Raw genomic sequence first — 24,051 nt, forward strand, 5'->3', positions numbered from 1 at the left:
TCCGGGCGGGAGGAAGATCTGGGAGCGGGAGGAAGTAGCTGTCCTACGCAGCGAAAGCAGCATGATGGCCAACGATCCTCTGAACCTCGACGAGTCCGCCGAGTGGGCAGGACTCTGGTGGTTGCCGGACGACCCTGACGAGCGGATCCCCGGTGTGCTCCGGTACGAGCCGGAAGGCGGCCTGGTGCTCTCGTTGATCGGCGCGTTCGAGGACCGCATCATGTCGAACCCTTCTCCTGGCATCGTTGCGGTCCACGAAGGGCACCGGACGTGGAACGTGATTCACGGTGCGGCCGAGCAGCGCGAGATCACCCTTCTCGACTGCGTCCCGAACAGCAGCAAGCGGACCATCGGTGCGCGAGTGAAGAGCCCGGACAAGCAGACCGTGGCGGCGACGACGGCGCTCATCGGAGCGCACGTCAGCGGCGAGGACGACGCAGCGTTCTCTGCAGCCGAGGTGTCTGTGGAGGACCTTGGCCTCTGGGCAGACTCGTCGGTGTTCGAGGGCTTTCACGGAGCTCCCGACGGCAAACCGGACGGAAGCGGAAGCATCTCCGTGAAGCCGCGGGAGACCCAGTCGATCGTGGTCGATGGAACCGAGTTCCGACTCTCGCACAGGCATACGCTTCCGTTCTTCGATCAGCGGAGGGGCGGGACTGTCGGCCGCATGCGCGATACCGCGTTCGTGCGAATCGTCCCTACGGACCGGTTCACCTTAAGCGGCGCACTGGGCGCGGCCAGCCTGGTGCAAGATCTGATCGCTCTCGCGACGCACCGTGCCGCCGGCGTGATTTGGTTACGACTGCAGCTGGCAGAAGTGGACCCTGTGGCACGTGGTGACCGCCCTTCGCTGCGCCGAAATGCTGATGTGCTCTATTCGCCCGCTGCGCTCGGTAAGCACGATGCCAAGGCCATCGACCATCGCCGCATGCTCTTCACGTGCGCATCTTTCCCGTTCGAGGAGGTCGTTCCTCGCTGGTGCGAGGCACACGGGCGGTTGCAGGTGGCGATCAATATGATTTTGGGCCTCCGCTACGCGCCGGATCGCTATGTCGAGAACAGTCTTCTGGCGGCGGTGGGGGCGGCCGAGGTGCTGCATCGCCGCCTCGGCACTGACGAGCGTCCGATGCCCTCAGACGAATTCAAGCCGATGCGCGAAGCGATGCTGGCGCACGTGCCCGAGAATCACCGAGAGAGATTTAGAGGAGCCATCCGCAACGATCCGATCCTGCGGGACCGGCTGTACGCGCTCGCTGCGCGTCCTGACGATAAGGCGGTCGGGCTGCTCATGCCGGACGTGGACCGATGGGCGAGGAGAACCACTCGGGCTCGGAACGACCTGGCGCACGAGGGCAGGACTCCGGATCACTCAACTGAGGAGCTGGCAGCCATTGTGAAGGTGACCGCAGCCGTCGTGATCCTCAACGTGCTGCACGAGCTCGGGTTGCCCGTTGAGCGACAGCGCGAGATCGTGCAGGAGCATCCGCAGCTCCGTGCGACGGCCAGGAGCGCACGCGAATGGCTGGTCGTCCGGGAACGGACTCCTGAGCCTCGTCTGACGCCGATCCTCTTGGGGACCTCAAGGGCCAGGTAACGGGCAGGTGTCCCGCAGACCCCGGCGGGCCGTTCGGGATTCATTAGGCAACGGGTGCGGTAAGGGCCGCCCGTCGACAGCGCGGGCATCCGCGACCTCGACGCGTGGCGGGTGCGATGCAGGAGACCCTGCGGCTTCGTCAGCGCGCCGCGGTTGCTGCACCGGCTCGGGTGACGGCGCCTTCGGCGGGGGCGCTCCGGCTCCAGGATGGCAGTGGGCTGTCTGCGGCCACCGGCTCTGTGGGTGGTGGCGGTAGGCCCGATCCCGTCCGCCGTCGACCCGGGCAAGCCGAGCAGGCCGTCGCCCGGCCCGCCAGCGTACGGGTGGGGCGTTAGCAGGGAAAGGCTGTCGAGTGACGAGGCCGAGCATCAACTGGGAGAAGGCGTGCTGCGGGTCACATCCTTCATCGAGGCTGATCCAACCGCGCTAATAGGGCTACGCAGCAAGTCGCATGTGTGACGATCAGCTCCCTCATCAGCTGCGGGCGTCCCGTTGCAGGCTCCGGATTTAGGTCTCGTGCCCACGCTTGGGCGTCCTGAGCGTAGGCAGAGAGCGCCAGTGAACAGCAGAGCGGAGGGCAACTCCCGCTTCCCTGGGAGGCCAACTGGTTGACGACCGGGACGCCCCTGTCCAGACACCTGCGGAATGTCGATGGAAGGGCGTTTCGTGGGTGGGCCTCCGGCTCGTAGTCGGCACCATCGCTGCGTCCAGGAAGAGATGTGATTGCCATCGGCGAGGCGGTCGCCAGGAGCTTGACGTCCGAAGGGGGCCATCGGGATGGCGAGGTGTTCTTGATCAGTCGTCAGCTACGCACCGAGTGGTATCGAAGACCGGGCTGGCGATCGCGTTGAGCAACTGCCTGGCCGGCGCATAGTTTGGATCCACGTGGCGGCCGAGGATGACGGCGGCCACGGTGGTGGCACCGGCGACCTTCAGCGCATGCGCCAAGGACTGGGTTCGGGCACCAGTCGTCCAGGTGTCCTCGAAAATCAGGGCATGAACGGGCGCGGGTGACGTGGGCATTAACGGAGTGAACCAGTCGGCGTGGAAGTCGTGATCATCCGGGCCGTAGCTCGGGTTGACCGTGCTGGTGATCCAGGGCAGCCGGAGCCGGTCGCCGACAAGGCTGGCGAGCGGATGGCTGCCAGCGCGGCTGCGGGTGCTCGGGACGGTGATGAGGTGCGTCGGAAAGGCGCTGGTGCGGACCGTTACACACGCGAGATGGTTGCGTAGGAAGAGCAGCAGGAGGGCGAGCAAGCTTCGCCGAGCCTGCTCGGACGGAGCTGTGCCCTTGTACGTCCGGAGGTTGTGGTGGTGCTGCGAGGTGCGTGGCGAGTAGGAGATCGGTAGTACGAGGTCGGCGAGGAGGCCCTGGGAACGGGTGAGGTGGGACTGGCAGCGGAAGCAGAGCGAGTAGCCCTCGTTCCGCACTCCCCGGCACGTCGGGCAGATCCACGGGTATGCCGGTAGCGGGTTGCGCAGGTAGCCGCGCTGGACCTCGACGTGCCGGCTAATGATGGTCCAGCGCTGGTCAGCGGAGGGCGAAGTCAGGGAAGTTCTCCAGGCCGGCGCTGGTGGGCTGGTAGCTGAGGATGTCTTCGAGCGCTTCCAACAGCTGCGCGGTGCCGTGGACGACGTAGACGCCCGGGTTATCGGCGAACGTCTTGGCCCAGTCGCACTGCATGACCTGGCTCGTGAGCACGACGGGACGGCCGTGCTGGAGGGCGAGCCGGGCCTGGATTCGTGCTCCGCTGGTCTCACCCGCCTCGACAACGACCGTCGCGACTGCGTACCCACTCATGACGGCGTTGCGCATGGGGAAGCTCTGCCTGCTCGGCGGAGCGTCGGGCCAGAACTGGGAGACCACGAGCCCAACCTCGGCAATGTGGTCCTGCAGGCGCTGGTTTACTGAGGGGTAGTACCGGCGGATCCCGGTGCCGATGACCGCGACCGTGCGTCCACCTGCCTCCAGCGCAGCTGAGTGCGCGGCGGTATCGATGCCGGCTGCCAGCCCGCTGACCACGGTCACCTCGCGGCCTGCCAGGGTGGTGGCGACGGCTCGAGCGATCCGCAGCCCTTCCTCACTTGCCTTGCGACTGCCGACGACAGCCACTGCCTGGTCGTGAACTCGTAGATCACCTCGGCTGAACAGGAGCGGTGGCATCTCCCGGATGCCGAGCAGCTGGGCAGGGTAGGTGTCGTCGAAGAAGGCGTGGACGCCAATCCCATCCGCTTGCCAGCCGGTGATCTCGACGGCGGCGGCGTTGATCAGCTCGGTGGTTGAATTTCCGTCCGGAAAGAGCGTGTCGGAGTGGCCGACCGTACGGTCGAGGACTGCCTTGGCGCTGCCGTTCTCCTGGATGTCGAGAGCAATCTCCGACCAGCGCGCGCTAGGCCGGCGAAGTAGCGCGACCAAGGAGGCCCGCTCGATCGTCGCCGTGTCCATGGGCACGATCGTAGGCCCTGGGCTGCGTTCCTGGCTCAGCCATCCCGCCCAGTGTTGATGACGGGAGCCCCGGACGGAGGTCATCGCTAGAACGTATGTTCGATTTCGGCTAAAAGCAAGACCCAACCGGCGCTGGGTGACCGATCTTGCACGGCCTTGCTGCCCCAGCGGTCGGAGGCTGGATGTTCAGTAGGGCCCCCGGAGGGGCGCCCGAAATCGGGTGCCCCTCCGGGCCAGGTTCCGTCGTGATGTCTCACAGTCGTCTCACGGACGGTCCGGAAGGGGTCGGCATGACATGGGAAGACCCGGACCGGTGAGCGCCCCTGACCTGCAGGTCCGGCATCTGCCGGCATGCCTCGGTAGGCCCTGGTACGCCGCTTCGCTCACTGGCAGTGTGGGGGTCAGGGGTTCGAGTCCCCTCGGCTCCACCGAACCGGATACCCAAACGGAGGGGTTTGCGGGCCGTGGGGCCGCAGCGTAAAGCCGATACCTTGGGCCTCGCTGCCATGACCGACTCAGCGTTCAGGGAGATCGTCGAGGACGACCGCTGCGGTGTGTTGCGGTGCAGGAGGCGTTGGCGTAGGGATGGCTGGGCGGTGTGGGAGGCTTCCAGTGCATGGCGTCCCTTCCGCCTTATGGTGACGTCCTTCGTGGTCCGGTCTTCGCCTGGAGGGCTGCTGTCACGGCGTTCAGTTCGTCTTCGTCGGGGAGAGTGGCGTTGCCTTCGTAGGTGACCCCGGCAGGTGGGTCAGCGGCGCCCACTGGATCGGCATCCCAGTAGTTGTTGCGGTAGACGACATGCTCCAGTGGTGGCGAGACGGTCAGGACTGCGGTGTTGTCCGCGCGGAGCACGACGTTCTCCTCGACGGTGACCCACGCTGCGCCGTAGTCGGTATACAGCCCGAAGTTGTATGGCGTGCGCGTATCGACGATGAGATTGCCACCGACCACCGCGTTGTTCTCGGCCGAGGTGCCCTGTGGTCCAGAGAGGTAGACACCGCCCCCGTCGGCCAGCACACCCATGGTGCGCGCGGTGTGGTTGCGTAGGATGCGGGTGCCCTCGCCGGTGCCGGCGACGATGCCACAGTGCGGCACGTCGGTGATTTCGTTGTGCGCGACGGTGCAGCCGTGGGTTCCCATGATGGAGATGCCGGGAGAACCGGAGTATTCCAGTCCGACGTGGTGGACTCGGTTGTCCGCGATCAGGACCGTGCTGGCGTCGGTTACGGTGATCGCCGAGGCCGACAGGGTGTCGAAGCCGCAGCCTCGCACCGCCAGCTTGGAACCGCGCGAGAACCCGACACCGGCCGCGCCCATCCGGGTGAACCGGCACCCTTCGATCTCCACGCGGGCGCAGTCGTCGAACTGGAGGCAGGCCGGAATGAGCGACGATTCGGCCGGGACCATGACCCACGCGCCTTCGCCAAACGTGATCTTGTTGATCGGGCCGCCCTCGTAGAAGCCGTTGCCGTGGTAGTGCAGGAATCCCCGCTGGTCGCCGGGCCGCAGCCACGTCGCATCGGCGAACGTCAAGCCGCGGAGGTTGACCTCGGTCGTACCGCTGGCCACCAGCAGCGTTTCGAGGACCGGGACGACCGCAGTGGTGTGCTGTGGATGCTCGCCCTCCCGGGGCAGGTAGCGCAGGAGGTGGCGGCCGACCCGGGAGCGGTCCAGGACGAAGGTGCCGGGCTCGGTGAGGAACGAGGCGTCGTTCTCCAGCCGAGTTGGCAAGCCCGGTCCGTGGGAGTTTTGTCCTTCATACGAGGAGTTGTACAGGTCGTTGGCCCAAGCGAAGGCGGGTTGAACCATGGTGATTTTGACGGGGCCGTCGCCCGTCACCGTGGCGACCGGGCAGCGGGCCTCGGTCCAGGGATACACCCCCCGGTAGACGAACTCGACGTCGGCTGGACTCTGCCAGGCCAGTGAGTCCACGACGTACCCGGTGGAGGTTGTCGTCACCTCGCCGGGCAGGCGGTCGATGCCGGCGCGTTCGGCTCTGCGGCCATCGACGTGCAGTTGACGAGCGTTCAGCTCCCCCACCTCCGCCAGCCAAACGTCGTCCGTGACGCGCCAACCGGTGACCTCGCGGCCACCGCTGATGATGACCTTCTCCTGAGCGTCGGTGCCATATCCGTACGCCTGAAAGTTGATGCCGGAGTCGGCCGCGGTGAGCGTCAGCGGCTCGGTCAGCACGTGGGTGCCCGCTCGGAGCAGGACCACGACGTCACCGTCTACCTGCCTGGCCGCGTCTCGGGCCTGGCTCATCGTGGCGAACGGTCGTTTCGCGGTGCCTGCGGAGGCGTCGTCGCCCGATGGGGCGACATGGAACTCCACCATGACGTATCCCCTTTCTCTCAAAGTTTATAGTGTAAACAGCGTTGGGTGTTGCGGGAGGATGCGAATGGCGAGCGTGGATATGGGCGACTCCGACCACGCGATCGAGCTGCTGTGGCGACCCGAGGAACCGGCACCGCCGCGACCTGGGTTGACCGTGGACCGCATCGTGCGGGCGGCCGTCGCCGTGGCCGACGCCGACGGGCTCGAAGGGCTGTCCATGCGCAAGGTCGGTGCGCGGCTCGGCTTCACCGGCATGTCCCTCTATCGCCACGTGCCCGGCCGGGACCAGCTCGTGGACCTCATGTGTGACGCCGTCCTCGGACAGGTTGCCGACGCCGTGCTGACCGCCGGCGGGTGGCGGGATCGGTTGGCGGCACTGGCTCGTGCGGGCTGGGAGCTACGTCGGCGGCATCCCTGGCTGACACAGGTGCGCGGCACGCGGCGTATACCGGGCCCCAACGGTGTGACCCACTACGAACATCTACTCAGCGCAGTAGCCGACACCGGCCTCACGCCCGCTGAAACCATCGCCGTCGTCGGCCTCGTCAGCCGGTTCGTCGACGCCGAGGCCACACGCCTGGTCGAGGTGGCGTACACCGAGCAGCGCAGCGGCGTCTCGGAGCAGGACTGGTGGGGTGCCCGCGACGCACTCTATGCCCGGCTCGGTGGCTATCCGACACTCTCGTCGCTCTGGGAGGCGGGCGGCTTCGACGAGCCGGAGGATTCTTTCGAGTTCGGCCTGCGAACCGTGCTCGACGGCATCGAAGCCCTGATCCAGCACCGCCGTGACGAAAAAGCGTGACATAACATGCCGGCTCTGAGGCAATGCAGTGCAGCGGTCCGCTTCCGGACGCCCGCGTAGGCAGGGCTCAGGCAAGGTAGTTCTTTGTCCGTCTCAGGTTATTCCGAGTAGTTGTAGTGGTCGGGATGGCTTGGGCGGTGGTCAGGTTCGTGATCGCGTAGACGGTGATGGCGGACCAGCGGCGGGTGTTCAGGTTCAGCCGGCGGCGGCGGATTCGGAGTGCTTGCACGGCGTGCGGGAAGTCCAGTGCGAGCGCGCCGGTACAGGTGAGCGCTTGCAGTCGGCGGATGTCGTAGCGGCCGTGACCGCAGTGCCCGGTCTCGTCCTGGTCCGGGATCTTCGCTCAGGGCAGGGCCTTGAGCTGCCGATATAGCCGTGGTTGATTCTTCTTCACGGTGAACACGTAACCGGCCTGCTTGGTCTCGGTCGACCAGCGGGCGTGCTCACGCTGGGTGTGCAACGCATCAGCGGTGACGGTCACGCCGGTCAGATCGAGAGCCTCCAGCAGCGGCCGGAACCGGGTCAGCTCGTTGGTCTTGCCGTCAACGTCGACCTGGCCCAGGACGATCCGGGTGTGCTGGTCCAGCACGGCGAGTAGATGTACCTGGCTGCCGGCCGGGCCGCTACCTCGCAACGTCAACGACTCTCGTCCCTGAACTCGCCCTGCCGGGCGGACTTGCTACGAGCCGCTGGCCTCAACTCACCCTGACAGACAGGGGATCGGCGCAGCACTCTGAGCACTTCCACCCGTCGTACGGCGAGTCGCATGACGACGGTACGCAGCCGCCGCAGGGCGGTGTCCCTCGGTGGAGGAAGTGCACCGGCCTGACGCGCTTGGACCGGCCATCCTGAGTGGAAGCGGCTCACCGACAATCGTCGCACTGTGGTTCGTATGGTGGTACCTCCGGCCCACCGCAAGTCCTCGCTGGCGAACCATGCTTGCTGTGACCCGGGCGAAGCATGCAGGTCCGAACTGATGCCCTCGGTCCGCTCCGATTCCGCAGTAGCCGCGTCTGCGGAGGGGTGCCCTCGCTGCCGGCCAATACCGGTAGGCTCTTGCATCGAAGTATAGCGATCTCAGCAATGCGGAGTGGCCGGTCGGTTGTGTCCTTTGCGCACTGTTTGTGAAGAGTCGGCATCCGGGCCTTCACCGCCGCCCCCGGCACCGTGACGGTCGTTCTGGCCGCTGCTGGTCGCTGGCGTCCATGCCCATTCGGCCGGTCATAGCATTAGGACCGAAACCCGCTGGACTCGTCCGGTAGCGTTTTCGAGAGCGGAGCAGACGATGGCCGGGCCCACTCGTGTACGTGTCGACTTCGATGACATCCTTCGCCAAGTCGAGGCCAACGGCTACGACGAGGTGCATATCGAGTTCGTCGCGGATGCACCCCACGACCTGGATCAGTTGATGGTTGTCGCGGTGGCGGGCGATGGAGTCGACGCCGCCAACGGCGCGGTGCCCGACATGATCGGCGGCGACCCGATGGTGAGCGTAGCGGGTGTCTCTGTGCTGCTGCGGAGGCTGATGAGCGAAGAGACCCTGGAGGCATGGGTGGACGCGTTCGCCGGTGCGCTCGCCGTACGCGAGTTGCCCGGGCTGGTGCGCGCCACGCCGCTGGACCGCCTGCCGGACTGGGTGGCGGAGTTGGCTTCGCCGCGCATGACGGTGTTCGTTTCACGCGAGGGCGCATTGGACGGCGGTGATACGGGGTGGTTCGCGGCGGCCGCGCGATGGGCGGCGTTCGACGGAGCGGCGACGCTGTGGTCCACCGGCGGTGTGCACCAGTCGGTGCCGGTCAACGGGCTTGCCGACCGGTTAGCCCGGGCGCTGCGGGTCAACGGCGCGGTCGCGGTGACGTTCGCTGGGCCGGCGGGTGGGCGGGTGAGCCGTGTGCAGCTCAACGCGAATGGTCATGTGATGTTCCAGGAACACGTCCCGGTCGGCCTACCTGCGGAAAGGGCCGCGCGGGCCCGTGCCGCGTTGTTGGCAAACGGCTCGGACACGCGGCTCGGATTCGTGGCAATGGTGCCGTTGTGGGTTTACGAGTGGGATGCCCGCGCTCGTGCGCTTCCGGCCCTGCCGACAATTCCGACTTCATCGACACACGTACTTCGTGACAACTCCGATGTCTGGCACCGGTTCGTACCGGACGCGCACGGCATGCAACTTCTCTCAACGGGACACCAGCGCAGGGGGTCGACCTATCGACATGGAAGATCTCCGACATCGGTGGTGGTCGGCTGCTGGTCGAGGCGCGTGACCTGGCAGAATGGCTATGTCCGGGCGGGCCGGGAGAGGTGGCACTCACTGCGGCCCGCACCAGCTTCCGCCCGATCATGATCCCCGCCAACCCAGCCCACTAAGACGCGAAACATAGGCGAAAGTCATGCGTGGCCACCCCCGGTATGACTCCGTGGTCGCTGAGTCGGACTTCGGCGATGCGGGTCTTGATGGCGGCCTTGCGCTCAGTGCGGGCGCCGCTGGCGATGATCGTGGTGAGTAGTCGCGGACCTGGCCTAGTCCGCTTCCACGATCTGCTGCACCAGAACGGCGATTGAGGGCGAGCGCCAACACCGGCTCACCATGATCGAATACTGGGTCGGTGTTACCCACCCTGTGATGTTCAACGACCAGAGCCACCTGTCGGGTGGCCTCCGCTGAACCGGATTCCGCGTCGCCGTCCCCCTCTGATTGGCGCATCGCCGATGTGAACGACCTGAACCCGTGACCCTGCTGTGGATCGGGCTGCTGCGGGCGACGTTTCCCGCCGGAGCGGACAATCAGGCGAACCACTGGACTTGGCCCTGGTATCGCTGTGTTTGTACGCTCGATCCCCATGGGGAATCTTGCTGCGGCGGGCTTCGGCGCTCTCGCCAGCCTCGTCGTGCTAGCGATTGGCGCGTGGCTCCAAGCGAAGCGTGAGCGTCGGCATTGGCTCCGTGATCAGACGCTTCGCGGAGCTGTGGACTACGTCACCAGCACGCGGTACCTGCTCAACAAGTATTGGACGGTGGGCGAGCAGGGCATGGATCAGGACGATCGGCGGGAGTGGCGGAGGACGATGCAAGTCTCTCGTTCGACTCTTACCCTCTTGTGCACCGCTCGGACAGTTTCACTGGCGAATGATGTCGCGGAGGCGCTCTACCGCCTCGGCCCGGACTCTGACAAGGCCCAGCACACGGCGGCGGAAACAGCCTTCCGGAACCTGGTTCGCCAGCTGCGGAAGGAACTCGGTTCACCCCAACTGGGCGGTTGATGTTCTCCCAGTTGAGGGGGAGCCTCGTTTGCCGCCGTGGATCGTAGGCATCGACGAACCCGAGCGGTGGACGCCGTTGACCTGCAAGTCCGGCCTGGGCGCGAACGTCACTGACGTCAGGTTGATGCCCGTCTGGGGTGTGGTCGGGGGCACGGTGGTGGCGGAATCCCGGCGGCCGTCGGGGCGTTACACCATGCGTACGACCGAGCAGGCCTTCCGCCGATGGCGGATGCCGAGCGTGCGTGAGCCCCGGAATGTTGGCGGTCCGCCGGTCGTTACAGATGGACCCGGCACCGATGCGTGTCCCCGGACCGCGGTAGCTGAGGATCTTCTCTTCCCTCTACTTTTGAGCGCCGGACGGTGCTTGCACCCTGTTGCCGCCTGACCCCCTTCGGGCGTGTGTGTGGGGTGTCGATCCCCGAATGGAGCAACCCCCATGATGAACACGATTCTGCGTCGTAGTGTGCTTGGTTTCGCTGGTCTGGCCCTGTCCACCGGTGTCGTCGCCGGCCCCCTGGACACCCTCACCGACACCACCACCCCCGCCGCCGCTGCGGCTGCCGTGCAGGCTGACAAGCCGGACAGCGGCACGCTGATCCCGCACGGCACCCAGGGCACGCAGTCGCGCATCGACCTGGGTGATGAGCAGACCGGCAACGTGAAGGCCATCATCGAGGCCACCAAGAAGGCCGGCATGGACGAGCGGGCCGCCGTGGTGGCGATCGCCACCAGCCTGCAGGAGTCGAAGCTGGAGAACCTGGGACACCTGGGTGAGCGCAACGACCACGACTCGCAGGGCCTGTTCCAGCAGCGCCCGTCCTCTGGTTGGGGCAGCGTGGAGCAGATCACCGACCCCGAGTACTCCACCACCGCGTTCCTGAAGGGCCTCAAGCAGGTTGAGGGCTGGCAGGAGTTGCCGTTGACTGAGGCCGCGCAGAAGGTGCAGGTGTCGGCGTTCCCGTTCCACTACGCCCAGTGGGAGACCCAGGCCGCCGACCTCGTCGCCGAGCACTGGACCAGCTGACCCACCACCCCAGACGTAACCACCCCCCGCCCACAGACCTGAACCAGCCAAGGGGGAAAGAAACTGTTGGCCGGCACCCGAACCAGGGTGCCGGCCAACAGTCGTTTCACTGCCGCCGATGATTTGCGCAGATCCGGAGCATTCTCGTACAACGGTCTACTGAGGCGCCCGGCGTGGGCGGGGTCACTTCCCCGCATGCGACCGCGAGCGATCACCGGACGGTAGAACGTAAGGCATGAGTAGCCGAGGCGATCATTACAGGATTCGGCGCGGTCGCGAGTCGGACGTCGATCAGCTTGCCCGCCTGCAGGCGACCGTTCAACTGCAGGCGGCAACCGGCGGAGAACCGCACGCGGGGATCACCGCTTGGGTTCACGATCTGCTGAGCGGGCATCCTTCGGTCACCCCCGACGACTTCCTGATCGTGGAGGACACCACCACCGGTCGTCTGGCGGCCAGTTTGGTCGGTCTCCGTCAGGAGTGGAGCCTGGCCGGGATCCGGCTGCCGGTGATTCAGGCCGAGTTGGTGGGCACGGCACCGGAGCATCGCGGCAACCAGCTCACCGAACGGCTACTCGCCGCGCTGCACGACCGCTGCGCGACCGATCGCGTGCCACTCCAGATCATCGAGGGGATTCCCCACTTCTACCGTCGGTTTGGCTACGACTACGCGCTGGCCCACGGCGGCGCACCCACGGTGCCCACCGCCGCCTTACCGGACGCCCACCCGGGGCCCTGGACCGTCCGCCCCGCCACCGCGGCCGACGCGGACGCCCTCGCCCGCATCGACCGACGCCAGGCGGACGGGGATGCTCTGGTCTGTCCGCGCGACGCCGTCGCCTGGCGGTACGAGATCGTGGGCCGCCGGGCGGAGGATCTCGTTCGTCGCGAGGTCGCCGTACTGCTGCGCGGCGAGCAGGTCCAGGGATATCTGGTGCACAGCACCGCGCTCTCCGCGGCGGGAGAGCTGACCGTGCTCGCCGCTACCTGCGAGCCTGCCGGGCGCTGGCCGGAGGCCGCCGCCGCGACGTACGCCTATCTCGGCCGGGTCGGTCGGCGCTACGCCACGATGGCCCAGCGCCCGTTCCACGCAGTGCGTCCGTTGCTCGATCCGGACCACCTCCTGGCCCGGATCGGCCCCACCGGAGTACCAACGCGCCCCAGAGCCTGGTACGCCCGAACCGGCGACCCGGTCGAGTTGCTCGCCCGCCTCGCCCCGCTGCTACGCAGCCGCTGGCAGTCAGCCGATCTGCGTTGGCCCGAGTCCACGCTCGTGATTGACACCTACACCGCGAGCGCGCACCTCGAGTTCGACGACGGTGAACTAACGGCGGTGGCGGCGAGACGGAGCACGATCGGTCCGAGCTCCGACGCGAGCCACCATGCTGCCATTCCACCGGCTGCCCTGCTGCACCTCGCTGTTGGTCACCGCACCCCGCCTGAGGTGCTCGATGCCTGGCCGGACGCCGCCGTGCGCGACGGCCTCACCGAGCAGTTCCTGACAGCCGCGTTCCCGCGCGTGCCGGTGCGGGTCTGGCCGTGCAACTGACGGCCGCGATCGCCGCCACGCCCGCTGCTGTCGGAAGTCACCCAAGCGCGGGGGCGAGAGCGGCACGTTGTTTCTACGGAAAGTTCGGTGACGGCCGTAGGCGCGAGCCCACCGGCTGGGCGCTACTGACGCTCAGCCGGTGGGCTCGTCCTGCCTTACGGGCAGGTCTTCCAGGCCAGGTTGTAGGTGGTGGAGATGGCTCCGTCGGTCGAGTCCATCGTCATGAAGCTCGTTGTGGTGCTGGTGTCCGAGGTGCCGGCGAGCGCCCAGAGCTCTGTGTTGATGTTGAAGTTGCGAAACTCGCCGCACGGGTGCCAGACCAGAGAGGCGACGTCCGTGACGTCGGTGGCCTGCCAGTTGTCCACCATCGGACCGGCGAAGGTGTGGGTCGTGTAGGCCGTGGGTGACATCCCCTGGAAGTAGTAGTTTGCCCGCTCCACGCCGGACGCCCCGTCCGCTAGGGCGGCGAAGCCGCGGTAGTCAGCCTGGGCCACCGCGTAGGTGAAGCCCTGTGGGACGTGAACCCGGAGGTTGAGCTGGCAATTGCGGCGCCAGTCGGTCGGCCCCGCCCCGACCCCGACCTGGGCGATGAAGGCGCTGTAGGTGACCGTAAATGCGGTGTTGTCGGCCGACATGGCGATGGCGGCAGTGCCGGCCGGGCAGCCAGAGCCATTGACGGTTACCAGATCGATGACGATCTGACCTGGGGGTGGGGTCGCGGGCTCGGGGAAGTCCACCACCGGGTTTGTGGGAGCCAGCAGGGAGAGGATCATGCCTCCGGTTGCGAGCCAACTGAACATGAAAATCCTTCCTGTACGCCTCGGTGTGTGAGCGGCGGTACCGGCTGGCCCTGGACAGTCCGGGATTTGAGAGGAAGACAGGTTCCGTGCAGAAGGGCGGTGGTGGAGAGTGCTTGGCGGGCCAGCCGGACCGCGCACATGAGGATATGGGCGCCTCGGCGAGGAACTAGCGTCACATCAGTGACCATTGCCCAATTAATGCAGATCGATGTCCTGGCGCGTCCGCTCGCCGCCGCGCCACCCGACGATACGAGAGGCCAGACGCTATGTCGCTGCCGTGCTGGTAAGGCAAATTCGACCGATTAGTTCCTCATCGCACGTTGCGAAATGATACGTATTTTCATCACGGCTTGCCGCTTGACACGGCCGGTGGCTAACTCTAGGTCTTCTCAGTCGCGCACGCCGCCAGCGGGGGGTTCGCTATCCGGGCTGCCTTCCCCGCCGTGCGTGAGTGCCGCAGACTGCTGAACGAGCGGCGCGGGGGACGACTCCACCGCCCTGGCCCGCCGGCTCCGCAGCGCGAACACCACCAGTGCGAGGACGACCAGGACCACCAGGATCGCCGTACCCGTGTTGCCGATCACCGTCTCGATGCGTTCCACCGAGGCGCCGGCCAGCGCGCCGGCGAAGACGTAGAGCGCCGACCACATGTAGGCACCGGCCAGGGAGGCGGGAAGGAAGTGCGGGTAGGGCACCTTCGCCATCCCGGCCGTGGCCGGGGTTAGGGTGCGGACGATGGGCAGCAGCCGGGTGAGGAACACCGCCCACGCGCCGTAGCGTTGCAGTGCCACCATCGCGCGGTCCCAGTTCGCGGCGCTGATCCGGCGGCCGGGATAGGTGTTGCGCAGGCGGTGGCCGTACCGGCGGCCGAGGAGGTAGCCGATGTGGTCGCCGGCGGAGTTGGCCACGCCCACGACCAGGAAGAGGGAGACGAGGGCGGCTGGGCTGTCCATCGCGGCGCCGAGCACCAGGACGACGGTCTCCCCGGGGACGACGAAGCCGACGCCCAGCCCGGACTCGGCGGTGCCGAACGCGGCGGCGGCCAGGAGCACTGCCGGCATCGGAAGCTCGGAGAGGGTGTCCAGGACGCCGGCGATCCATGACATTGCTTGACTCCAGGCTGATCAACCTAGCGGGTGCCGTCACGTCTTGTGCTCGAGCACGAGCGTACCGTCTCCGGGCGTTGCGGTAGGTCCCGTCCGAATCGGGCCCGGCGTCACCGTCCGGTGTGACGACTCGCGTTCGCCTCGGTCGCCAACCGGGGGTGCCGAGCTGGGACTGGCCGGCGAGGCGTCAGGCGGGGGCGAGCTCGCCGTGGAACAGCTCCAGGTTCGGGAACTTGTATCGTTCTCGCATGGCAGCGGCCAGGGCAGCGGTCGGTTGGTCAACCATCACCGCCACGCCGGATCCGTCGTGGTTCAGCGCCACTGCCGCGACGGCCACTCCTTTCGACTTCCAGTACGGGATGTCCACCTTGATGTGGGTTGTCACTTCGATGAGGACGGGATGCGGAGGTGGTGCATCGGTGAAACTCAACGGGACTTCCGGGTGCCGAAGGCGCAGACTGGCGTCCAGGTCGTCAACCAGTGGCACGCGGCCGCGGTGGATCAGCAGCCCTCCTCCGTCGGTGCTTACGCCGTGGTACGAGTTGGTGGGGTAGGTCTGTTCGATGTCCCGGATCAGTAGGTCTCGCGGTGTGTCTCCGGAACTCGTCGAGGGCAGCGGCAGGAGTTCCCGGGTGTTGGCCGTTGTCGACCCTGCCGGTTGACCGAAGTCATCGGCTGCGGGTCCGGTGCACCCTGTTGCCGTCGCTAGGATTCCGGCTGCGACCAGGCCAATTCGTAGCAGACGCATGGCTCAGCCTAACCGCGAGCTGCCGTCAGAGGCCCACCTGCAAATCAGCCGGCCCTGTCGTCGCGACGCTTCACTCCGATGTCGGGAGGTCGTCTTCACCGGCGCTGACAGTGACAAGGTGGTCGCTGCTACGCGGTCAACTGTTCGTGGAAGAAGGTGACGGCCGCGCTGGCGAGGCGGGTGCGGATCCGATCCGCGTCCGGCACGTCCCGCACGAACACGTAGTGGCCGGCCGACGGGTCGGCGCAGTGCTCGGTGGCACCAGGAATCAGGGAGGCGTAGTGCAGTGCGTTGGTCTCGGCCGGGGTCTGGTCATCCTCGCCGGTCCACCAGATCGACACGGGCGTCGTGATGCCCCGCAGGCTGGTGGCGGTGAGTAGTTGGCCCTGTGCCGGGCAGATGAGAAGACCCGCGGTCACGCGGCGGTCAGCGTAGTCGTCGCCGGACTCGGCGATCCACGCGGCGATGGCATCGGCACCGATCCGGTCGGTCAGTTCGTCGATCAGCGTCGGGTACTCCGGCGGTGACGGCACCGTCACTCGTCTGGTGGCGATAGCGCCGAACATGTCGGCGTCGATTCGTGCGCCAAGCAGCGCGGCGGCGGTGTAGCCGCCGAGCGAGAAGCCGGCGACGCCAACGGGACCACCGTCGGCGAGGTGGTCCAGCACCACCGAAAGGTCCTGGGGTCGGTCCCACCACCGCGCGAAGGCTTCGGCATGGTAGCCGCCACGATGGCTGTTGCCGTGATGATCGACGCCGATTACCCGTAGGCCAGCCGAGGCCAGTGGCTCGGCCAGCCAGGACAGGTCGAGTGCGCAACCGCCGGTGCCGTGCGAGAGCAGGACGGTGCCACCGGTCGTCGCGCCGGCTGCCGGCCACACGTAGGTCACGACTGGCCGTGGACCGTCCGTACCCCAGGCTCCTCGTCGGGGATCTGTCAGCACGCGGACGTCCGGTGAGGCCATATCGAAAACTATGGCAGGGGCCCGCCAACGCCCAGGTCCGCCGCTCAGGACGAGCTATCGGTGGGCGACGTCGGACGGCCCGGTCGACAGCAGCGGCTGGGTAGCCCGGGCCGGTGGCTGTTCGTGGCGTCCACGGAGACCCCGCGGGTGGCGACTCTGGGATGGGGCGCGACAGCGACCTCATCAGAATCAGTCGAACGTCTTGGCGACCCTCTCATAGGGATCGGCAGAAACGCTCATCGACCCTCGGAATGGGTCGTCGACCCGCTCGACGACGAATATCAGCAGGGAAATCATGGCCGCGGTCGCGGAGACTAATACCAGGGAGCCGTGCCGGGTCCGGGTCGGGATGAGGCAGGACAGGAAGATGATGAACACACCGCCGGCCAGGAGCGTGAACCAGAGCGTCGGGGGGAGAGCGGCGGTGCTGAAGGTGCTTCGGATCTGGCGGGATTTGCTCCAACCCTCGAACTCTGACTGGGCAAGGCCACTCAGCTCCTGCTCCTTGTCAGAATTCGGCGTGAAATTCAATAGGGTGCGCCAGATCCGTTCCTCGAGTTCGCGGTCGCCGTCCACCTCGTCGCCGCGTTGGTAGCTCGGCCACGCTTCGTTGACCATGTAGTCGACATACTCGTTCAACAGTCCCTGCAGCTCGCCGCGGGTGGGCTCCGGATACTCGGACACCACGTTGTGTAGCGCCTTCAGGTCCGCCGCCTCCGTTGCGACCGCCGCGCCAGCCTGCGAGTACGTCCCGTACACCGTCAGGGCGGTCAGGACGAGCAAGAGCGCGTAGAGGGTGCCGGTGACCGAGGTCGTGTGGGTGATGAGATCCAACCACTTCGGCTCAGCATCGGACAAGCGCTTGGCGCGGCCCCGCAGCAGCCAGATTCCCAGCGCGCCAATAAGGCAGAATACTGCCAAGAATATGAGGAAGATGAGCCAACCTGGCGCAAGATGGTTCCAGCTCCACATGTGGCCACTCCCTGTCGCGGAAAATGAATCCCTCGAAGGTTCACTAAGAACCTTCGCCTAATGCGCGCCACAGCGGCCGGCATCCGGTAGCCACCTGAAAAGGAGGTAGCCGGAGAAGATCGACGGCCGGCCGCCGTGCGGCGAGCGTAGGACTGGCATTCGGCGAGAGCAAGGACGTGGCCCGGTTACCGCTGGGCCGCGCGAGTCGCAGGGCGATAGCGCACCAGGGCGTGGCCGGTGCGGCCGCACTTACCGCTGCGGGAACCCATCCTTCGTCTCGGCCAGGAAGTTCGCCCAGGCGTTATGGCCGAAGACGAGGGCCGGACCGTTCGGGTCCTTGCTGTCTCGGCATGCCACCGCGTCATCGAGCGCGGCGACTTCGACGCACTGGCCATTGGCGCTGGAACGGCTGCTCTTCTTCCAGGTTGCGTCGTTGAGGTAGCGGCGGATCACCCCGCACCACCTTTCTCTTTGATCTTGTGGATCTGGGCCTCGATCGCCTTGATTGAGCTGGTTGGGTCGAGTGCTGTGGCTTGCAGATGCTCGAAGGTCGTGGTGAAGCGACGAACATCGGCTTCGTGTTCTAGGAACAGGTCGCCGGCCATGCTGTCGATGTACACCAGCGCGGGGTCGGCTGGGTTGGGAAAGTCCATGATTACGAACGATCCCGGCATGCCGGCGTGCGCGCCGCTGTCGAATGGGATGACCTGGAGGGTGATGTGCGGCTGGGTTGCCGCCTCCGCCAACACCTCCAGCTGCTCGGCGGTGACCTTGGTGCTACCTACCTGACGGTGTAGCACCGCTTCATCGACGATCGTCCAGAGCCGGATTGGGTCCTTCTTGCGTAGCGACTCCTGGCGTCGGATTCGTGCCTCTATCCGGGCGTGGATGTCCTCTTCGGTCGCCAGTGGAAGGCCGGCTTTGATGACCGCGCGGGCGTAGTCCTGGGTCTGGAGCAAGCCCGGTACGAACAGTGACTCGTAGTTGTGGACCGAGCGGGCTTCAGTCTCGAAGCTGATGTAGGTGGTGTACAGCTCGGGCAGCTCCGACTCGTACGTCTGGAGCCAGCCCAGCTGGGTGGCCTGCTGGGACAGGGCGATGAGTTCGCTGCGCTGGTCCTCGTCGGTGATCCCGTACGTGTCGAGCATCGCCATCAGGGTGCGCCGTTGCGGTCGGACCCGGGCCGTCTCGATGCGGTAGAGGGTGGCGGGGTTGATGCTGGTCTGTTCGCTGACCTCTTCGCGAGTGAGGTCAGCTTCGGTGCGGAGTCGGCGTAGTTCTGCCGCGAGCCGCCGGAGGCGCACGGTGGGTGGCTGCCGTCGAGCTGACAACTCCATGTCCCTTCACTCCTGTCGTAGCTCAGAGTGTGCCTGTGATGCGCATGCAATGTCCACCCGCGCTCGGTAGGTGATCTGAATGCGGAAGCAACCCTTGCATTCCTGCTGCTGCGTGGGCAATATATGCATCAGCATCTCAGGCTGACGCGGTCGATGAAAGCCGCGAAATCGGCGATGGGTTCGCGTTCCCAGGGGCCCGCCGTCGGATCGGCCTCGGACGCCTCTCGGCGGAACGCAGCCGTCACCCGAAGCGAGCTGCGTCCTGCGGGAGGCCGAGTCAGGGAGGCAACGCAGTGGTTCCATCCCTTGTCCTGGCCGCGGTAGCAGTGCTCGGGTTTGCCGCCGGACTGTTCCTGTTCAAGGTCAAGTCACGTTGGTGCCGACGGTGCGGGTCGGCACTGAACTGCCCCGACTGCGGCAGCCGCAGGTCACGTCCCTACCCGGGCCGAACCCAATGGACGAGTGAGCTGTGACCAACGCGCCGACCAGTTCCCAAGCCCGACCAGATCCCGTGTCCGAACGTGCCCGGAGGTAAGAACGTGAGCCTGCCCGACGTCGCTGCTGCGTTGAGAGACCTGCACGTCTCCGTCCACAAACAGCAGGAAATGGCCAAGGCCGTCATCCACGATGCCGAGAAGGTCCGAGCCGAATTTCGCGCCCTTACGGCGGGAGCCGCCAACCCCCTGGTCAACCGTGCCCTGGGAAACTATGCCCGGGGGATAGTCAAACTCCGCGCCGGAGCATGGCTCCTCGCCCAAGCCGGAGGAAGCCTCACCGAGTACGCCCGCGTAATCGGTGTTCGCCTTCCGCAGCAACCTGCCGAAGGGGAGCGAAAGGCCAAGCCCTCTCCTGACAAGCGAAGCGACAAACCCGACCGTCGACGCAACCAGCGTCCATCCTCATTCGACCAGCCGAGGCCAGCCGGGAAGCCACCCTGTTGATCGTTCAACTGGCGGGGCGATGCCGGTGGCTGGCAGTGGTCAGCCACCAGTCTTCGCGACCCCCACGAGGTGCCTTCCGACGAAGTCCTCGGCCTGCCGGAGGTCGTCTTCATGGCGGGAACTGCGCCTTTCGTTGCACCACAACAGGTTCGGGTGTATCCGCACTCAAGCAGGGGACGACTACCCAGCGTGCTCAGACCTCTACCCGGAAGCCTCAGTGGGGCGCAGTCCGCCACTCAAACAGGCAGGGGCCGCTGCGGGGGTGCCTCAAATCGGGTTCGTCAAGGAATCGGGCTGCGTGCGGGAGGTGTCGGTGGGCAGTATGGCGGGGGTGCCGGATCTGCTGTGGGACGACGTCAAGGGCCTTTTCGATCCTGATCTGATGGGTGCGCTGCCGGATGTGTCCGTGGAGGATGCCTCGGTCGAGGACTGGCAGGCGGTGTTCGACCTGGTCAGGTTGACGGGCTGGACGTGGGAGTATTCAGTGGGCGGAGTCGCCGGGCCACTGCCGTCTGCGATGGAGGTGCTGTCGCGTCCCGCCGGTGCGGAGACGGTTGATCTGCGGGTCTGGCCGGTCCCAGGTGTGTTGGTGATCTTCCGTCCGATGTCTGCTGATGAGATTGACTTCGACGTCGACCTCCGTGAGCTGCAGGGCCAGGCTGGGGTAGACACCCTGTGTGGCTTCCTGGCCGCGATCGGTCGGCGACTGGGCAAGCCGGTGGTCATGACCGCCGAGGGTGACTATGGGAACCCGGTGCTCGGGTTCGCCCCCGCAGCCGGCCGCGTGGTGCTGCTGGGGGAGCCACGGCTCAGCTGACCGCGCTGACGGCTGCGGGATTGGTAGAGGGTGCGGTGAGGCGTTGGGGTCTGTGCTGAGCCATCTCCGGTTTGCAGACCAGGAAGATGACGTGTGGTGTCAACATAGGCTATCAAGGTAGCGCTGGTCAAGACTCTAGCGCTACCTTGCTCGCCCAGGTTTCCTTGTGATGCAATGGCGGTTGCAGACCAGGGAGATGTAATGCCCACTACCGCCAAGTGGGTGTGGTTGGCTGACCGCATCCGGGAACAGATCGCGTCCGGCGAGCTTGCGCCGGGGGCCAAACTGCCGTCGATGATGGAGTTCCGTCGTGATTACGGCGTGTCTCAGATGGTGGTACGCAATGCCATACTCGTACTGAAGTCTGAGGGCTTGATCTATGGGGTTCCAGGTGTCGGGGTGTACGTCGCGGATCGCGATGATGCGCCGTCTGGTTGATCGGCCACGGTGACGTCGATCGCTCCACGGGGTCAACGACGATGCTCGGGGCCGGCGAACGGGGGCGGGTGCCCTTCGACGTGTATTTCTCGGTCATCGGTCATCGGTCATCGGTCGCCGGGTGAACCAGGTCCCGGTCGAAGCTGTGGCGTTGACGGTCGTCATGCCGGGTCGGCGGCGAGGTAGACGTCCGTAGCGGGCGAAGGTTGCTGCGGCGGTTGCTCGGCCTGAACATGGTTCGGGTTGTCCGCACGTTACGCACCGACCGGCGATGCCCGTGACCAGGTGTCGATCCAGTTCTACCTGCGCGTGGTTGACCTGCTCCATCGCTGCCTGTGTCAGGTATGTGGTAGTCATTTCGCGCCTGCTGGTTCAACGATGCCGCACCGACTGTGCGCTTCTGCGGCGCGGACCACTTGGCCCGCCGATGCCTTGGGCCTGCTCATGCAAGCGCACCTCCGCTCGCACCGGTAGCCGGTTTCGAGGTGCGGTATCTGACGTCGCGGCAACCCGGGCAGTCCAGCGTGTCGCCGCAGGACGGGCACCATCGTTGGGAACGCTTGAACGTCCACATCCCGGCGATCCAGCCGAGAAGTGCGGCCCCCAGGGTGGCGATGGCGAGGGACATCGTTGGCAACCTCCTCATGGTTGCAGTGAGCGGCTTGGTCCAGTCCTAGGCTATCCTGATAGCCTAGGTTCGGATCTGAGGTTACCGATGGAGCTCCGTTTTGGGAACCCGAACCGTGCCGGTGTTCACACTACGGACCACCCGCCGCTGCCCGTCCAGAGTTCAGCAACACCCGCCCACCCGCTGTCGGATCGATCCCGGGTCCGAACGCACTCGGAGGTAACAACGTGAGCCTTCCCGATGTCGCCGCTGCGCTGCGAGACCTGCATGTCTCTGTCTACCAACAGCAGGAGATGGCCAAGGCCGTCATCCACGACGCGGAGAAGATCCGAGCCGATTTCCGCGCCCTTACGGTGGGAGCTGCCAACCCCCTGGTCAACCGCGCTTTGGGAAACTACGCCCGGGGGATTGTCAAGCTCCGAGCCGGAGCATGGCTCCTCGCCCAGGCCGGCGGCAGTCTCACCGAGTACGCCCGGGTAGTCGGCGTGCGCCTTCCGCAGCAGCCCGTTGCGGGGGAGCGGAAGGTCGAGGCGTCACCGGACGAGCGCAGCGACACCCCCGAGCGCCGACGCAACCAGCGGTCGTCTCTCTTAGGCAAGCAGAGGACAGCCGGCGAACCGCCCAGTTGACTGGTCAACAGGCTGCGAAGATGCTGGTGGCTGGCAGTGGTCGCTGTCTGCGGCCTGGTCTACCGGGACGGTCAACCGCCAGTCTTCGCCACTCCCACGAGGTGCTTTCCGACGAGATCTCCGGCCTGCTTGAGGTTGTCTACGCCCTCCTCAAGCTGAACAGGTGCCTGCCGGCATGCCCGTACCGCGCTGTTGAGAAGGTTATTCTCTCCGCCGCGGCTGACCTTCTGGAAGTGGGCCTGGGCCTTATTCACAGCGTCGATGGCATCGCCGACGCTACGGCCCACCTGCTCCAACACCCGTAGCGTCGTGATCAGTTCCGCTATGACCGAGTCGATCGGGCCACCGCCGCCCCGTCCGGCGGTGATCCGGTCCAGCCCAGCGTTCATCGCGCGACCGACGAGCCCGCCCGCCTTCATGCCGGCGTAGGCTGCGCCAACCGCAACCAGCGGGGAGGGGTGGTAACCGGCGGCGTCAACGGCTGCGGTGGCGGCAATCGCCATTCCACCCCCGGTAGCCTTGCCGATCTTCTCACTGGCCTTGCTGATGCCATCTCGCGCAGACTCGATGGCGGTGTCACGGAGAGCGCCGGCAACGGCGGTCAGCGCTCCGGCAGCCTTTTGCCGTGCTCCGGGCCTACCCAGGTCGCTGGTGCGCCTTCGCTGGTAGCGCCCTCTTGTCCACGCCATCGACGCTACCGAATCTGATCAAGGAATGCGCAGCCGGACGCGATCAGCATTGGCAAGATCCCAGCAGTTTCACCTGCAACCTCGGCTGCGGTGGTCTCCGCTACATCCTCGCCAGCCGCACGTTGTTCCTTGGCGCCTGTCTCAAAGTCGATGCAGGCTTCCCAGAGGGATCCGATGCTTGACGAGTAGGCCCACATTCCATAAATAGTTGAGTTGACTTTGACGTGTGCCTGACCGTTGTGTCCGATGAGGCGGCGGTCTGGTTCTTCGGGGGTGTTGCCCATCCCTTCGGCGAGTGGGTGGAGCTTGATGCGCCGGAATGGCTTCTCCAGCTCACCGTCCGGATCGAATTCGATCAGTAGGCCCCGGTCGAGGAGCTGCTCGATGACCGGCCCTGGGTTGGCGGGGCCGGCGCCCGCGGCGAGGAGGTCGCGTTGGAGCGTTTCGCGGGTGACTTCCAGGCGGGCGTGGCGCTCGGGGTCGAGGAAGGCGCGCCCCCATACCTGGAATTCGTCATCGGTGAGTTCCTCGGATTCGTTGCCGAGCCGAACCTCCCAGTACTCCGGGTTGGGGTCGGGTGGGGTGACGTACCGGTAGGAGGGGCCGAGGTTGAGGCCGACGGGGACGATGACGGTGGGCATCGGGGCACCTTCCGGGAGTTCGGTGTCAGAGGACGGCGTTGTACTTCTCGGTCTGCGCGACGGCGGCCTGGATCAGGCCGGCGCCCTCACCGAACTTCTGCTTGGCGGCGGTGAGCTTGCCGATGGCGCCCATGACGGCGGGCTGCTGGGTGCCGGCCGCGAGGGCCTGGAGTACGGCGATGGCCTTGTCGACCTGGGCGTTGACGCCCGCGAGCTGGGCGAGGGCCTTGTCCGCTTCAGTCTTGCCGTGGGCCAGGCCCGCCTTGATGTCTCCGATGGTGGCCATTGACTTTCCTCCCTGGGTTGTGGGGTCCAACGCCCTGCCGTCGGT

At 66.2% G+C, this 24,051-nt stretch carries 24 protein-coding genes and 1 tRNA gene; 11 read left to right on the forward strand and 14 right to left on the reverse strand.

The features are described from left to right. The first annotated feature begins 61 nt into the window (after positions 1–61). Positions 62–1,594, forward strand: coding sequence for an ApeA N-terminal domain 1-containing protein (locus SALPAC4_RS0114615; protein WP_019870954.1), 1,533 nt, complete (start codon positions 62–64; stop codon positions 1,592–1,594). A gap of 795 nt (positions 1,595–2,389) precedes the next feature. On the opposite strand, the gene SALPAC4_RS0114620 is transcribed toward SALPAC4_RS0114615, so the two are convergent. Next, positions 2,390–3,025, reverse strand: a complete 636-nt coding sequence (locus SALPAC4_RS0114620) for a hypothetical protein (protein ID WP_019870955.1) — start codon at positions 3,023–3,025, stop codon at positions 2,390–2,392. 100 nt (positions 3,026–3,125) lie between these two features. Next, on the reverse strand, positions 3,126–4,040 hold the full coding sequence (locus SALPAC4_RS0114625) for a DNA-processing protein DprA (RefSeq protein WP_019870956.1): 915 nt from the start codon (positions 4,038–4,040) through the stop codon (positions 3,126–3,128). Between the two features lie 359 nt (positions 4,041–4,399). Between SALPAC4_RS0114625 and SALPAC4_RS27765 the strand changes: the two genes are divergently transcribed. Further along, positions 4,400–4,468 (forward strand) — tRNA-Ala (locus SALPAC4_RS27765). A gap of 205 nt (positions 4,469–4,673) precedes the next feature. On the opposite strand, the gene SALPAC4_RS0114630 is transcribed toward SALPAC4_RS27765, so the two are convergent. After that, on the reverse strand, positions 4,674–6,398 hold the full coding sequence (locus SALPAC4_RS0114630) for a right-handed parallel beta-helix repeat-containing protein (RefSeq protein ID WP_223874760.1): 1,725 nt from the start codon (positions 6,396–6,398) through the stop codon (positions 4,674–4,676). Positions 6,399–6,441: 43 nt separating this feature from the next. Here SALPAC4_RS0114630 and SALPAC4_RS0114635 point away from each other — a divergent pair, with 43 nt between their 5' ends. Beyond that, a complete protein-coding gene (locus SALPAC4_RS0114635) occupies positions 6,442–7,179 on the forward strand; it encodes a TetR/AcrR family transcriptional regulator (protein ID WP_223874761.1) in 738 nt (245 codons plus the stop codon). Positions 7,180–7,522: 343 nt separating this feature from the next. On the opposite strand, the gene SALPAC4_RS28535 is transcribed toward SALPAC4_RS0114635, so the two are convergent. Then, the gene (locus tag SALPAC4_RS28535) at positions 7,523–7,819 is read right to left on the reverse strand and encodes an ISAs1 family transposase (RefSeq protein WP_223874762.1); all 297 of its coding nucleotides are present in this window, start codon (positions 7,817–7,819) and stop codon (positions 7,523–7,525) included. Positions 7,820–8,464: 645 nt separating this feature from the next. Between SALPAC4_RS28535 and SALPAC4_RS0114645 the strand changes: the two genes are divergently transcribed. The 4 genes from SALPAC4_RS0114645 to SALPAC4_RS0114660 all read left to right on the forward strand — a co-directional run bounded on the left by SALPAC4_RS0114645 (position 8,465) and on the right by SALPAC4_RS0114660 (position 13,009). Next, a complete protein-coding gene (locus tag SALPAC4_RS0114645; RefSeq protein ID WP_019870960.1) occupies positions 8,465–9,520 on the forward strand; it encodes a hypothetical protein in 1,056 nt (351 codons plus the stop codon). Positions 9,521–10,016: 496 nt separating this feature from the next. After that, positions 10,017–10,436, forward strand: a complete 420-nt coding sequence (locus SALPAC4_RS0114650; protein ID WP_020113505.1) for a hypothetical protein — start codon at positions 10,017–10,019, stop codon at positions 10,434–10,436. A gap of 436 nt (positions 10,437–10,872) precedes the next feature. Continuing rightward, positions 10,873–11,460 carry a hypothetical protein gene (locus SALPAC4_RS0114655; RefSeq protein ID WP_019870963.1) on the forward strand — a complete coding sequence of 196 codons (588 nt, stop codon included), beginning with the start codon at positions 10,873–10,875 and terminating at the stop codon, positions 11,458–11,460. 235 nt (positions 11,461–11,695) lie between these two features. Then, entirely contained in the window at positions 11,696–13,009 is a 1,314-nt protein-coding gene (locus SALPAC4_RS0114660) for a GNAT family N-acetyltransferase (RefSeq protein WP_019870964.1), read from the forward strand. A gap of 155 nt (positions 13,010–13,164) precedes the next feature. Here SALPAC4_RS0114660 and SALPAC4_RS0114665 read toward each other — a convergent pair whose 3' ends face one another. From SALPAC4_RS0114665 to SALPAC4_RS0114695, 7 genes are all read right to left on the reverse strand, one after another. Continuing rightward, complete coding sequence (locus tag SALPAC4_RS0114665; RefSeq protein ID WP_019870965.1) at positions 13,165–13,809, reverse strand: DUF4360 domain-containing protein; 645 nt, start codon at positions 13,807–13,809, stop codon at positions 13,165–13,167. Positions 13,810–14,198: 389 nt separating this feature from the next. Beyond that, positions 14,199–14,915 (reverse strand): DedA family protein, encoded by a 717-nt coding sequence (locus SALPAC4_RS0114670; RefSeq protein WP_019870966.1) that lies wholly within the window; start codon positions 14,913–14,915, stop codon positions 14,199–14,201. A 187-nt stretch (positions 14,916–15,102) separates the two neighbouring features. Next, the gene (locus SALPAC4_RS0114675) at positions 15,103–15,663 is read right to left on the reverse strand and encodes a hypothetical protein (RefSeq protein ID WP_019870967.1); all 561 of its coding nucleotides are present in this window, start codon (positions 15,661–15,663) and stop codon (positions 15,103–15,105) included. 128 nt (positions 15,664–15,791) lie between these two features. Then, the gene (locus SALPAC4_RS0114680) at positions 15,792–16,553 is read right to left on the reverse strand and encodes an alpha/beta hydrolase family protein (RefSeq protein ID WP_019870968.1); all 762 of its coding nucleotides are present in this window, start codon (positions 16,551–16,553) and stop codon (positions 15,792–15,794) included. A 264-nt stretch (positions 16,554–16,817) separates the two neighbouring features. Next, positions 16,818–17,600: a bestrophin-like domain gene (locus tag SALPAC4_RS0114685; RefSeq protein WP_019870969.1), complete on the reverse strand. Its 783-nt coding sequence runs from the start codon at positions 17,598–17,600 to the stop codon at positions 16,818–16,820. A gap of 249 nt (positions 17,601–17,849) precedes the next feature. Next, entirely contained in the window at positions 17,850–18,053 is a 204-nt protein-coding gene (locus SALPAC4_RS0114690) for a DUF397 domain-containing protein (RefSeq protein ID WP_019870970.1), read from the reverse strand. After that, positions 18,050–18,937, reverse strand: coding sequence for a helix-turn-helix domain-containing protein (locus SALPAC4_RS0114695; RefSeq protein WP_020113506.1), 888 nt, complete (start codon positions 18,935–18,937; stop codon positions 18,050–18,052). Before SALPAC4_RS0114695 ends, SALPAC4_RS0114690 begins: the two co-directional genes overlap by 4 nt. A 539-nt stretch (positions 18,938–19,476) precedes the next feature. On the opposite strand from SALPAC4_RS0114695, the gene SALPAC4_RS26610 reads away from it, so the two are divergent. The 4 genes from SALPAC4_RS26610 (at position 19,477) to SALPAC4_RS0114720 (ending at position 22,390) form a co-directional block, all read left to right on the forward strand. Continuing rightward, positions 19,477–19,878 (forward strand): hypothetical protein, encoded by a 402-nt coding sequence (locus tag SALPAC4_RS26610; RefSeq protein ID WP_080640903.1) that lies wholly within the window; start codon positions 19,477–19,479, stop codon positions 19,876–19,878. 331 nt (positions 19,879–20,209) lie between these two features. Next, a complete protein-coding gene (locus SALPAC4_RS0114700) occupies positions 20,210–20,695 on the forward strand; it encodes a hypothetical protein (protein WP_027644482.1) in 486 nt (161 codons plus the stop codon). Between the two features lie 201 nt (positions 20,696–20,896). Then, positions 20,897–21,133 (forward strand): winged helix-turn-helix domain-containing protein, encoded by a 237-nt coding sequence (locus SALPAC4_RS0114705; RefSeq protein ID WP_018739099.1) that lies wholly within the window; start codon positions 20,897–20,899, stop codon positions 21,131–21,133. 855 nt (positions 21,134–21,988) lie between these two features. Then, positions 21,989–22,390: a hypothetical protein gene (locus SALPAC4_RS0114720; RefSeq protein ID WP_019870974.1), complete on the forward strand. Its 402-nt coding sequence runs from the start codon at positions 21,989–21,991 to the stop codon at positions 22,388–22,390. 71 nt (positions 22,391–22,461) lie between these two features. Here SALPAC4_RS0114720 and SALPAC4_RS0114725 read toward each other — a convergent pair whose 3' ends face one another. The 3 genes from SALPAC4_RS0114725 to SALPAC4_RS0114735 form a co-directional block, all read right to left on the reverse strand. Beyond that, positions 22,462–22,893 (reverse strand): hypothetical protein, encoded by a 432-nt coding sequence (locus SALPAC4_RS0114725; protein WP_019870975.1) that lies wholly within the window; start codon positions 22,891–22,893, stop codon positions 22,462–22,464. 191 nt (positions 22,894–23,084) lie between these two features. Next, positions 23,085–23,720, reverse strand: a complete 636-nt coding sequence (locus SALPAC4_RS0114730) for a hypothetical protein (protein ID WP_019870976.1) — start codon at positions 23,718–23,720, stop codon at positions 23,085–23,087. A gap of 25 nt (positions 23,721–23,745) precedes the next feature. Beyond that, complete coding sequence (locus tag SALPAC4_RS0114735) at positions 23,746–24,006, reverse strand: hypothetical protein (RefSeq protein WP_018218703.1); 261 nt, start codon at positions 24,004–24,006, stop codon at positions 23,746–23,748. Positions 24,007–24,051 lie beyond the last annotated feature (45 nt).

It is taken from the genome of Salinispora oceanensis (assembly GCF_000383575.1).
Taxonomy (GTDB): Bacteria; Actinomycetota; Actinomycetes; order Mycobacteriales; family Micromonosporaceae; genus Micromonospora; species Micromonospora oceanensis.

Coding starts and splice junctions, on each gene's coding strand:
- SALPAC4_RS0114650 (WP_020113505.1), top strand. CDS start 10,017: ATGGGGAATCTTGCTGCGGCGGGCTTCGGCGCTCTCGCCAGCCTCGTC.
- SALPAC4_RS0114665 (WP_019870965.1), bottom strand. CDS start 13,809: ATGTTCAGTTGGCTCGCAACCGGAGGCATGATCCTCTCCCTGCTGGCT.
- SALPAC4_RS0114730 (WP_019870976.1), bottom strand. CDS start 23,720: ATGCCCACCGTCATCGTCCCCGTCGGCCTCAACCTCGGCCCCTCCTAC.
- SALPAC4_RS0114660 (WP_019870964.1), top strand. CDS start 11,696: ATGAGTAGCCGAGGCGATCATTACAGGATTCGGCGCGGTCGCGAGTCG.
- SALPAC4_RS0114695 (WP_020113506.1), bottom strand. CDS start 18,937: ATGGAGTTGTCAGCTCGACGGCAGCCACCCACCGTGCGCCTCCGGCGG.
- SALPAC4_RS0114615 (WP_019870954.1), top strand. CDS start 62: ATGATGGCCAACGATCCTCTGAACCTCGACGAGTCCGCCGAGTGGGCA.
- SALPAC4_RS0114675 (WP_019870967.1), bottom strand. CDS start 15,663: ATGCGTCTGCTACGAATTGGCCTGGTCGCAGCCGGAATCCTAGCGACG.
- SALPAC4_RS0114635 (WP_223874761.1), top strand. CDS start 6,442: ATGGCGAGCGTGGATATGGGCGACTCCGACCACGCGATCGAGCTGCTG.
- SALPAC4_RS0114655 (WP_019870963.1), top strand. CDS start 10,873: ATGATGAACACGATTCTGCGTCGTAGTGTGCTTGGTTTCGCTGGTCTG.
- SALPAC4_RS0114645 (WP_019870960.1), top strand. CDS start 8,465: ATGGCCGGGCCCACTCGTGTACGTGTCGACTTCGATGACATCCTTCGC.
- SALPAC4_RS0114725 (WP_019870975.1), bottom strand. CDS start 22,893: ATGGCGATTGCCGCCACCGCAGCCGTTGACGCCGCCGGTTACCACCCC.
- SALPAC4_RS0114685 (WP_019870969.1), bottom strand. CDS start 17,600: ATGTGGAGCTGGAACCATCTTGCGCCAGGTTGGCTCATCTTCCTCATA.
- SALPAC4_RS0114735 (WP_018218703.1), bottom strand. CDS start 24,006: ATGGCCACCATCGGAGACATCAAGGCGGGCCTGGCCCACGGCAAGACT.
- SALPAC4_RS0114670 (WP_019870966.1), bottom strand. CDS start 14,915: ATGTCATGGATCGCCGGCGTCCTGGACACCCTCTCCGAGCTTCCGATG.
- SALPAC4_RS0114705 (WP_018739099.1), top strand. CDS start 20,897: ATGCCCACTACCGCCAAGTGGGTGTGGTTGGCTGACCGCATCCGGGAA.
- SALPAC4_RS0114625 (WP_019870956.1), bottom strand. CDS start 4,040: ATGGACACGGCGACGATCGAGCGGGCCTCCTTGGTCGCGCTACTTCGC.